We start from the raw sequence: 7275 nt of genomic DNA on the forward strand, positions 1-7275 counted from the left end.
GTCTCGTCCGAGACCTCATTTCAATTCAGAATGCGTTCCATGTTCGGAACGATGACGAACTCTTCACGCCATTTGGCGATGAAGCGAATGAATTCCGGCTTCCAATGCATGCCGACGCGCGGCGTCTGCTGCACGTCGGTCTGCGAGATCTCCGTGACCTCGTAGACCTTGTCCGCGGTGACGCCGACCAGCACCGGCTCGCCGTCGAGCTCGATCTCGATGACGACGATGCGCGTATCGGCCGAATCGTCGAGCTGCGGCATGCCGAAGCGGATGCGCAGATCCGCGAGCGGAATGACGTTGCCGCGCACGTTGATGACGCTGGGAACGAAGGCCCGCGCACCGGCGACCTTGGTCACCGGCACGGGATCGATGATCTCGCGCACGAGCCCCGCGTCGAGGGCGAACTTCTCCTCGCCGAGGCCGATCATCACGACCTGCATCGCATCGGCCTGGTGTTCGCTGGTCAAACCGTCGTTCATCACGCCGCCTCGCTGATGTGCTGCTTCTCGACCTTCGACTGCGCCAGCGCGACGAGCTGCGCGACGTCGAGAATCAGCGCCGCCGTGCCGTCACCCAGGATGGTCGCGCCGGAGAAGATGGTGACATCGGAGTGCAGCTTGGAGAGCGACTTGATCACGGTCTGGTGGTTGCCGATGATCTGGTCGGCGACAAGACCGACGTGGGTCTCGCCGGTCGAAATGATGATCGTCTTCTGGTGCCGGTCGGGCGCGCCCGTCGCGGTCATGATCTCGCGCAGCCTGAGGAAGGGTACGAGGTTGCCGCGCACGTTGAGGAAATTGCGGCCGCGCGAGCGCTCGTCCTCGGCCGTCAATTCGATGCATTCCTCCACCGCCGACAGCGGAATGATGTAGCGGCCTTCGCCGACCCGGATCAGCAGCCCCTCGATGATCGCGAGCGTCAGCGGCAGGCGCAGCGTGACCGTGGTGCCCTGGCCCGGCTTCGTCGACAGGTCGATCGTGCCGCGCATGTTCTCTATGGTGCGCTTGACGACGTCCATGCCGACGCCGCGGCCTGACAGCGCCGAGATGGTCTGCGCGGTCGAGAAGCCCGGGTGGAACAGGAATTGATGGATCTCGTGATCGGTCAGCACGGCGCCGGCCGCGATCAGCCCCTGCTCTTCCGCCTTCGCGCGAATGCGCGCGGTGTTGAGACCGCCGCCATTGTCCTTCACGGTGACGAGCACCTGCGCGCCGGAATGAACGGCGGCGAGCTCGATCCGGCCCTGCTCGGTCTTGCCGTTGGCCGAGCGGGTCGCGGTATCCTCGATGCCGTGATCGATGGCGTTGCGGATCAAATGCACCAGCGGATCGGCCAGGCACTCGATCATGGTCTTGTCGAGCTCGGTGTCCTCGCCGGTGGTGACGAAGTCGACCGGCTTCGACAGGTCCCGCGACAGATCATGGATCAGGCGGCGGAAGCGGCCGAACAGCGAGCCGATCGGCACCATGCGCGCGCCCATCGTGGTGTCGCGCAGGCTGGAGGCGAGGCGTTCGATCTCCTCGGCGATCATCTTGATCGAGAGATCGGAGCCGGAGGCGGCGAGCTGGGTCAGGCGGGCCTGAGCAATCACAAGCTCGCCGACGCGGTCCATCAATTCGTCGAGACGCTCGGCCTGAACGCGGACCGTAGCGATACCGCGATCGTCACGCTTGGCCTCGGCCTTAGGCTCCGGCCTGGATTCAGATTTCGGTTCCGGCTTTGCGGCAGGCTGCACGGCAACCGGGGCAGCAGCCACCTCGACCACCGGCGCAGCCATCTCGGCCACGGGAGCCGGCTCTTCGTCAAGGAGTTGAAACAGCGGCATCGGCGCGGGCGCTTCGACTTGCTCCAGCGGCGAGAGCGTCAGCTTCATCTCGTCCGAGACGAACATGAAGACGTCATCGATCGCGTCCTTGTCGCAGGCCGCGTGCAGCTTGACGTCCCACTTCAGATAGCAGTCTTCCGGCTCCATCTCGTCCAGGAAGGGGATGCCGTCGGTGACAGGCACGACGAAGCAGGGACCGAGCTTGCAGAGGTCTTCCAGCAGGTCGAGCGGGTTCGAGCCGTTGCGCAGGATGTGGGATTCGAATTCGAGATACAGGTGCCAGCCGGCCTGCTTGCTCTCGGCTGGCGCCAGTGGCGGCGCCACCGCGATCTCGACGACAGGAGCGGCAGGCGGGTCGGAGAACACGAAGCGCTTGAGGTCGTCGAGGATGCCTTCGCCGATGATATCGTCGGTCGACTGGGGGTCCTCGATCAGGGCGCGGATGTAGTCCTTGGCGGCCAGCGCGACCGAGATGAGTTCCTGGGTCGGCTTGATCTCGCCCTTGCGGACGCGGTCGAAGGCCGTCTCGAATTCGTGGGTGAAGGAGGCGACCTTGTCGAAGCCGAACATGGCGCCCGAGCCCTTGATCGTATGCAGGGCGCGGAAGGCGGAATCGACCAGCTCGCGGTCGTCGGGACGCTGGCCGAGATCGAGCAAGGCCCCTTCCAGGACCTCGAACAGCTCGCTGGCTTCCTGGCGAAAGACCTCTGTCGGGTCCATCGCACTCATGCACGCACCAACTTGCCGACGACGGCGAGCAGCTGCTCGGGCTTGAACGGCTTGGTGATCCAGCCGGTGGCGCCCGCGCTCTTGGCTTCCTGCTTCACCGTGTCGTTGGATTCGGTGGTCAGGAACACGATGGGCATGCCGACCGCGCTCGGCAGCTTGCGCAGCGCCCGGATCAGCTCCAGCCCGTTCATGACGGGCATATTGAGGTCGGTGATGACGAGGTCGAGCTTGCCGGCCTGCGCCTTGGCGAGCCCTTGCGCGCCGTCACCGGCCTCGATCACGTTGTGACCGGCCGGCTCGAGCACGACCTTGATCATCTGGCGGATGCTGGGGGAATCGTCGACCGTGAGAATCGTGGCCATTAGGCGCCATCTTTCTTTTGCGGGAAGTGCTGATCGATCATCGCATCGCTGGCGAAGCCGGCGCGGCGAAGGGTGTTGCGCAGGGACTGGGAGAATGATTTGAGCACGACCGGGCGGCCCTGGGCCTCGCCCGTCCTGGCGGTCGACAGCAGCAGCTGGATCGAGGTCACGTCGGCCTTGTCGACGCTGGAGCAGTCGATCTCGAGTCGGTCCTGCCGGCCAAAGGCCTCGCGGATCAGGTCATAGACATTGCGGATCGCGGCAATGCTGCAATCCGCGGGCAGCCGTAGGGACCACTTCGGCTCCGTAGCATCAGACGACATTCGTCCCCCAAATTTCCTCGGGATCCGCCGCACGCATCACGCGAATCCCGCGCGACGACTATTCGGGACGGAGAGTGTTCAAACCCCTAATGGATATCCCCGTACAACTACGGGTCACATATCGAAGAACTTCGCGTCTGCATGCATCCGTGCATAGCCCGCTCAATTCTCATGCGTTGTGCGCAGTCTTGAGTCAGTTCACCGCAGGTGAAACGTTTGCTTCGCGTTAAATCACAACGGCTACTTGTTGAGGTCATGCCTCGCCATCCGAACGAGCCCGGCCGCCGATGCTGACCCAAGCGCTTCTGGTTGACGACAGCCGCTCTGTCCTCAACTTCCTGAAACGGCATATCGAGGCGGAAGGTCTGGTCGAGGCCACCACCTTTCTCGATCCCGTGGAAGCGCTGGTTTGCGCGCGCGAGCGCGTGTTCGACCTCGTGCTGGTCGACTACGAGATGCCGCATATGGACGGCATCAGCTTCATCCGCACGCTCCGTACCCTGCCCGGCTGCGCCGACATTCCGATCGCGATGATCACGTCGCGGCAGACGGATGACGTGAAAATGGAAGCGCTGCAGGCTGGTGCAACCGATTTCCTGCCGAAGGCGCCGCAGAGCGTCGAGATGACGGTACGCCTGCGGAATTTAATTCAGCTTGGTGCAGCCGTACGCAAGCTCAACGACCGCGCCGCGCATCTGGCCAGCGAAGTGGCGGCCGCGACGCGAAAACTCGGCGAGCGCGAGGAAGAGATCATCCTGCGGCTCGCGCTCGCGGTCGAATACCGCGACAACGACACCGGCGAGCACACGCTGCGGGTCGCCCGCTACAGCCGCATCATCGCCGAGCAGCTCGGCCTGCCGCCGCGGCTCTGCCGCGACATCTATCTGGCCGCCCCCCTGCATGACGTCGGCAAGGTCGCCATTCCCGACAACATCCTGCTCAAGCCGGGCCGGCTGACCGACGAGGAGATGGCGGTGATCCGCACCCACGCGACGATCGGCGAACGGATCCTGGCGGATTCCGGCTGCGAGCTGATCCAGCTCGGTGCGCAAATTGCCGCAGGACATCACGAGCGCTGGGACGGCGCGGGCTATCCGAACGGCCTCAGGACGGACGAGATCCCGGTTGCCGCGCGCGTGGTCGCGGTGGCCGACGTCTTCGATGCGCTGACGACACGGCGGCCCTACAAGGAGCCGATGCCGATCGAGGTCGCGCGCAATTACCTGGTCGAAAACAGAGGACGGCAATTCGATCCGGCCTGTGTCGAGGCCTTCCTGTCGCGCTGGGACGAGGTCATGGAGATCGCGGCCGGGCAGCAGGCGACGCCATATCAGAAGACAGAAGCCACGCTCGTTCCTGATATAGAGAGTGCTGCGGAGAGCCGTTCGGTCGAGGCAGTCCCGGTCGACTGACATTATCTATCGGCCAACAGCTTGCCGCGGCTGCGTTTTCTCCGGTCGCCGCCTTGAACCTGTTCCTGCTAAAGTGGCACCAATAATATAAAGAGTGATTCTGGTCACACTTGCCTGGGCGCCCTGCTGCTAAGCATCGGACCAGGACGGGGACCGGCGATACATCGGTCGAACTGGATGAGATTCCCATGAAAAGCCTGATCGGCGCCGCTGCCGGCGCGTTCTGTCTTGCGGCCCCCGCCTTGGCGGAGACACCGGCCGCGATCGTCGAAGACGTCCAGGGCAAGGTCGACGGCATCGCGTTCATGGACTATGTCGCACCGGGCAAGATCATCAAGCTCGGGCCCAAGGCCAGCATCACGCTCAGCTATCTCAAATCCTGCCAGCGCGAGACCATCAGCGAAGGCGTCGTGCTGGTCGGCGCCGAGCAGAGCACCGTGCAGCTCGGCGAGGTCAAGCGGGAAAAGGTGCCCTGCGATACCAATGCCGCAAAGCTGTCGGAGCGCGAGGCGAACCAGAGCGCCGCGACCACCTTCCGGACCATGCGCTCGGATGCCAAGGGCGCGCCGCCGGCCAAGCTGCCGACGCTCTACGGCGTTTCTCCGCTGGTTCAGGCCAAGAGCGGCAGCACGCTGGTGATCGAACGCACCGACGGCAAGGAGCCGACCATCACCGTGCCGCTCAAGAGCGAGATCATGGTCGGTGGCAAGTTCTACGACTTTGCCAAGGCCGGGAAATCGCTGACCCCGGGCGGCAGCTACCTCGCCATTCTCGGCGCCAAACGCTACGCCTTCCAGGTCGATGCCAGCGCCACGTCGTCGCCGACGCCGATCGTCGGCCGCCTGCTGCGGCTCGAATAGGCGGGCTAGCGACGGGGCGATGCGGCGGATCGGCAGGCGGGACATCGTTGCGGCGATCCTGATTGCGCTCATCGCGGGGGCGGTCTTCACGTCGCCACCGCTCCAGACGCTGCAAGGTCTCTCACTCGACATCCTCACGGCCCTGCGCGGCAAGATCATCGGCGACCGCCGCGATCCCGCGACATCGCCGGTCGTCGTCGTCGCGATCGACGGGGAGACCTACGACACCCCGCCTTTCAGGGGATCGCCGACACAGACCTGGACGCGCGAAATCGGCCGGGTGCTCGGGAGCATTGCGGACGGCGGCGCCAAGGTGATCGGTTTCGACGTCATCTTCAAGAACTCGATCGAGCAGTCGGAGATTCCCTTTGGCGACGCGCCGCTCGGCACCCGCATGAGAGGATTTGACAGAGACTATCTGATCGCCCTGCGGCAGATCTCCGACAACGGCAAGCTCGTGCTCGGCGAGATCCTGAGCAACGACCATCCGGAGCCACCCTATCGCGCGCAGCAACTGGCGGTGCGAAACAACGTCCGCGCGCTCAACGTCCACACCGACGCGGACGATGTCATCCGGCGAATGCCGCTCACCTTCTCCATCGACGGCAAGCCGGTACCCGCCATGGCCGTCGAACTCGCCGCGCGCGCACTCGGCGCGAAGGTCGAGATTGCGTCATCCGGTGCGGCCGAATTGTCCGGCTATGCCATCCCGAGTGCGGTTCCGAATACGCTGACGCTCAATTTTCGCGGGCTCGGCCACGACATCCCGGCCTATTCCTTCGCCGATTTGCGAGCCTGCGTCGAAAAAGGCGACCGCGATTTCTTCCGCCGCGCGTTCGACGGCAAGGTCGTGCTGCTCGGCACCATTCTCAACTTCGAGGATCGCAAGCTGACTTCGATGCGGCTGCCGGGCGGCCACGATGGGACGCCGGCCGCGCGATGCGCCCTGCCCGTTCCGGCAAGCACGGCACAGCGGGCACGTAGCGACATCGCTGGTGTCTTCGTGCACGCCACCGTGGTCCGCAACCTGATCGAGCACGATGCCGTCACCGAGCCCGGCTTTCCCATGCGGACCGTTCTCACGGTCTTGTTTGCGGCCGTGATCGCTTTCGCGGCCTGCATGCTTGCACCAGGCGGCGCGATGATCGCCTGGTTCGGCCTCACTGTCGTTTACACAGGCGTTGCCGTCGCCGCGTTCGTTCACGCCCTGGCGCTGCCGCTGACGGAGCCTGCGCTCGCGAGCCTTGCCGCGCTCGCGATGATGACCGGCTACCGTTTCGTGCTGGCCGATCGCGACGAGCGTTTCCTGCGCAAGAGCTTTGCGTTCTATCTCGCGCCGGAAGTGATCGACACCATGGTCAGCTCCGGCAAGATGCCGGCGCTCGGCGGCGAGATGCGCAACGTCACCATGTTCTTCTCCGACCTCAGCGGATTCTCCTCCATCGCGGAGACGATGACGCCGGGCGGGCTGGTCACGCTGATGAACGAATACCTCTCGGCCATGACCGACATCATCGAAGGCCATGGCGGCTATGTCGATAAATATATCGGTGACTCCATCGTCGCCATGTTCGGCGCCCCCGCCGACGATCCCGCCCATGCCCGCCATGCGGTCCATGCCGCGCTGAAATGCCACGAGAAGCTGGCGGAGCTCAACGCCAACAATCCCGCTTTCGCCGGCCACGGTCTGTCGCACCGCATCGGGCTCAACAGCGGCGAAGCCGTGGTCGGCAATATCGGCTCCCCCCCCCCCCCCCCCCC

Annotated in this window: 7 protein-coding genes; 3 read left to right on the forward strand and 4 right to left on the reverse strand. The window is 64.6% G+C overall.

The window, feature by feature from the left end; translation table 11 throughout:
* Positions 1 to 20: 20 nt before the first annotated feature.
* From PMI42_RS31200 to PMI42_RS31215, 4 genes are read right to left on the reverse strand one after another with little or no spacing between them, the layout of a single operon-like run.
* Positions 21 to 482: a chemotaxis protein CheW gene (locus PMI42_RS31200; RefSeq protein WP_008142315.1), complete on the reverse strand. Its 462-nt coding sequence runs from the start codon at positions 480 to 482 to the stop codon at positions 21 to 23.
* Positions 482 to 2557 (reverse strand): chemotaxis protein CheA, encoded by a 2076-nt coding sequence (locus PMI42_RS31205; RefSeq protein ID WP_008142317.1) that lies wholly within the window; start codon positions 2555 to 2557, stop codon positions 482 to 484. Before PMI42_RS31205 ends, PMI42_RS31200 begins: the two co-directional genes overlap by 1 nt.
* Entirely contained in the window at positions 2554 to 2919 is a 366-nt protein-coding gene (locus tag PMI42_RS31210; protein WP_008142319.1) for a response regulator, read from the reverse strand. Before PMI42_RS31210 ends, PMI42_RS31205 begins: the two co-directional genes overlap by 4 nt.
* Complete coding sequence (locus PMI42_RS31215) at positions 2919 to 3242, reverse strand: STAS domain-containing protein (protein WP_008142321.1); 324 nt, start codon at positions 3240 to 3242, stop codon at positions 2919 to 2921. Before PMI42_RS31215 ends, PMI42_RS31210 begins: the two co-directional genes overlap by 1 nt.
* Positions 3243 to 3529: 287 nt before the next feature.
* Here PMI42_RS31215 and PMI42_RS31220 point away from each other — a divergent pair, with 287 nt between their 5' ends.
* From PMI42_RS31220 to PMI42_RS31230, 3 genes are all read left to right on the forward strand, one after another.
* Positions 3530 to 4654 (forward strand): HD domain-containing phosphohydrolase, encoded by a 1125-nt coding sequence (locus PMI42_RS31220; RefSeq protein WP_008142325.1) that lies wholly within the window; start codon positions 3530 to 3532, stop codon positions 4652 to 4654.
* A gap of 188 nt (positions 4655 to 4842) precedes the next feature.
* Entirely contained in the window at positions 4843 to 5514 is a 672-nt protein-coding gene (locus PMI42_RS31225; RefSeq protein WP_008142327.1) for a hypothetical protein, read from the forward strand.
* A 19-nt stretch (positions 5515 to 5533) separates the two neighbouring features.
* Positions 5534 to 7275, forward strand: a 1742-nt coding sequence (locus tag PMI42_RS31230; protein WP_008142329.1) for a CHASE2 domain-containing protein, incomplete at its 3' end; no start/stop codon positions are given.

The sequence above is a fragment of the Bradyrhizobium sp. YR681 genome (genome assembly GCF_000282615.1).
Lineage (GTDB): Bacteria > Pseudomonadota > Alphaproteobacteria > Rhizobiales > Xanthobacteraceae > Bradyrhizobium.

Coding starts and splice junctions, on each gene's coding strand:
- PMI42_RS31200 (WP_008142315.1), bottom strand. CDS start 482: ATGAACGACGGTTTGACCAGCGAACACCAGGCCGATGCGATGCAGGTC.
- PMI42_RS31205 (WP_008142317.1), bottom strand. CDS start 2,557: ATGAGTGCGATGGACCCGACAGAGGTCTTTCGCCAGGAAGCCAGCGAG.
- PMI42_RS31210 (WP_008142319.1), bottom strand. CDS start 2,919: ATGGCCACGATTCTCACGGTCGACGATTCCCCCAGCATCCGCCAGATG.
- PMI42_RS31215 (WP_008142321.1), bottom strand. CDS start 3,242: ATGTCGTCTGATGCTACGGAGCCGAAGTGGTCCCTACGGCTGCCCGCG.
- PMI42_RS31220 (WP_008142325.1), top strand. CDS start 3,530: ATGCTGACCCAAGCGCTTCTGGTTGACGACAGCCGCTCTGTCCTCAAC.
- PMI42_RS31225 (WP_008142327.1), top strand. CDS start 4,843: ATGAAAAGCCTGATCGGCGCCGCTGCCGGCGCGTTCTGTCTTGCGGCC.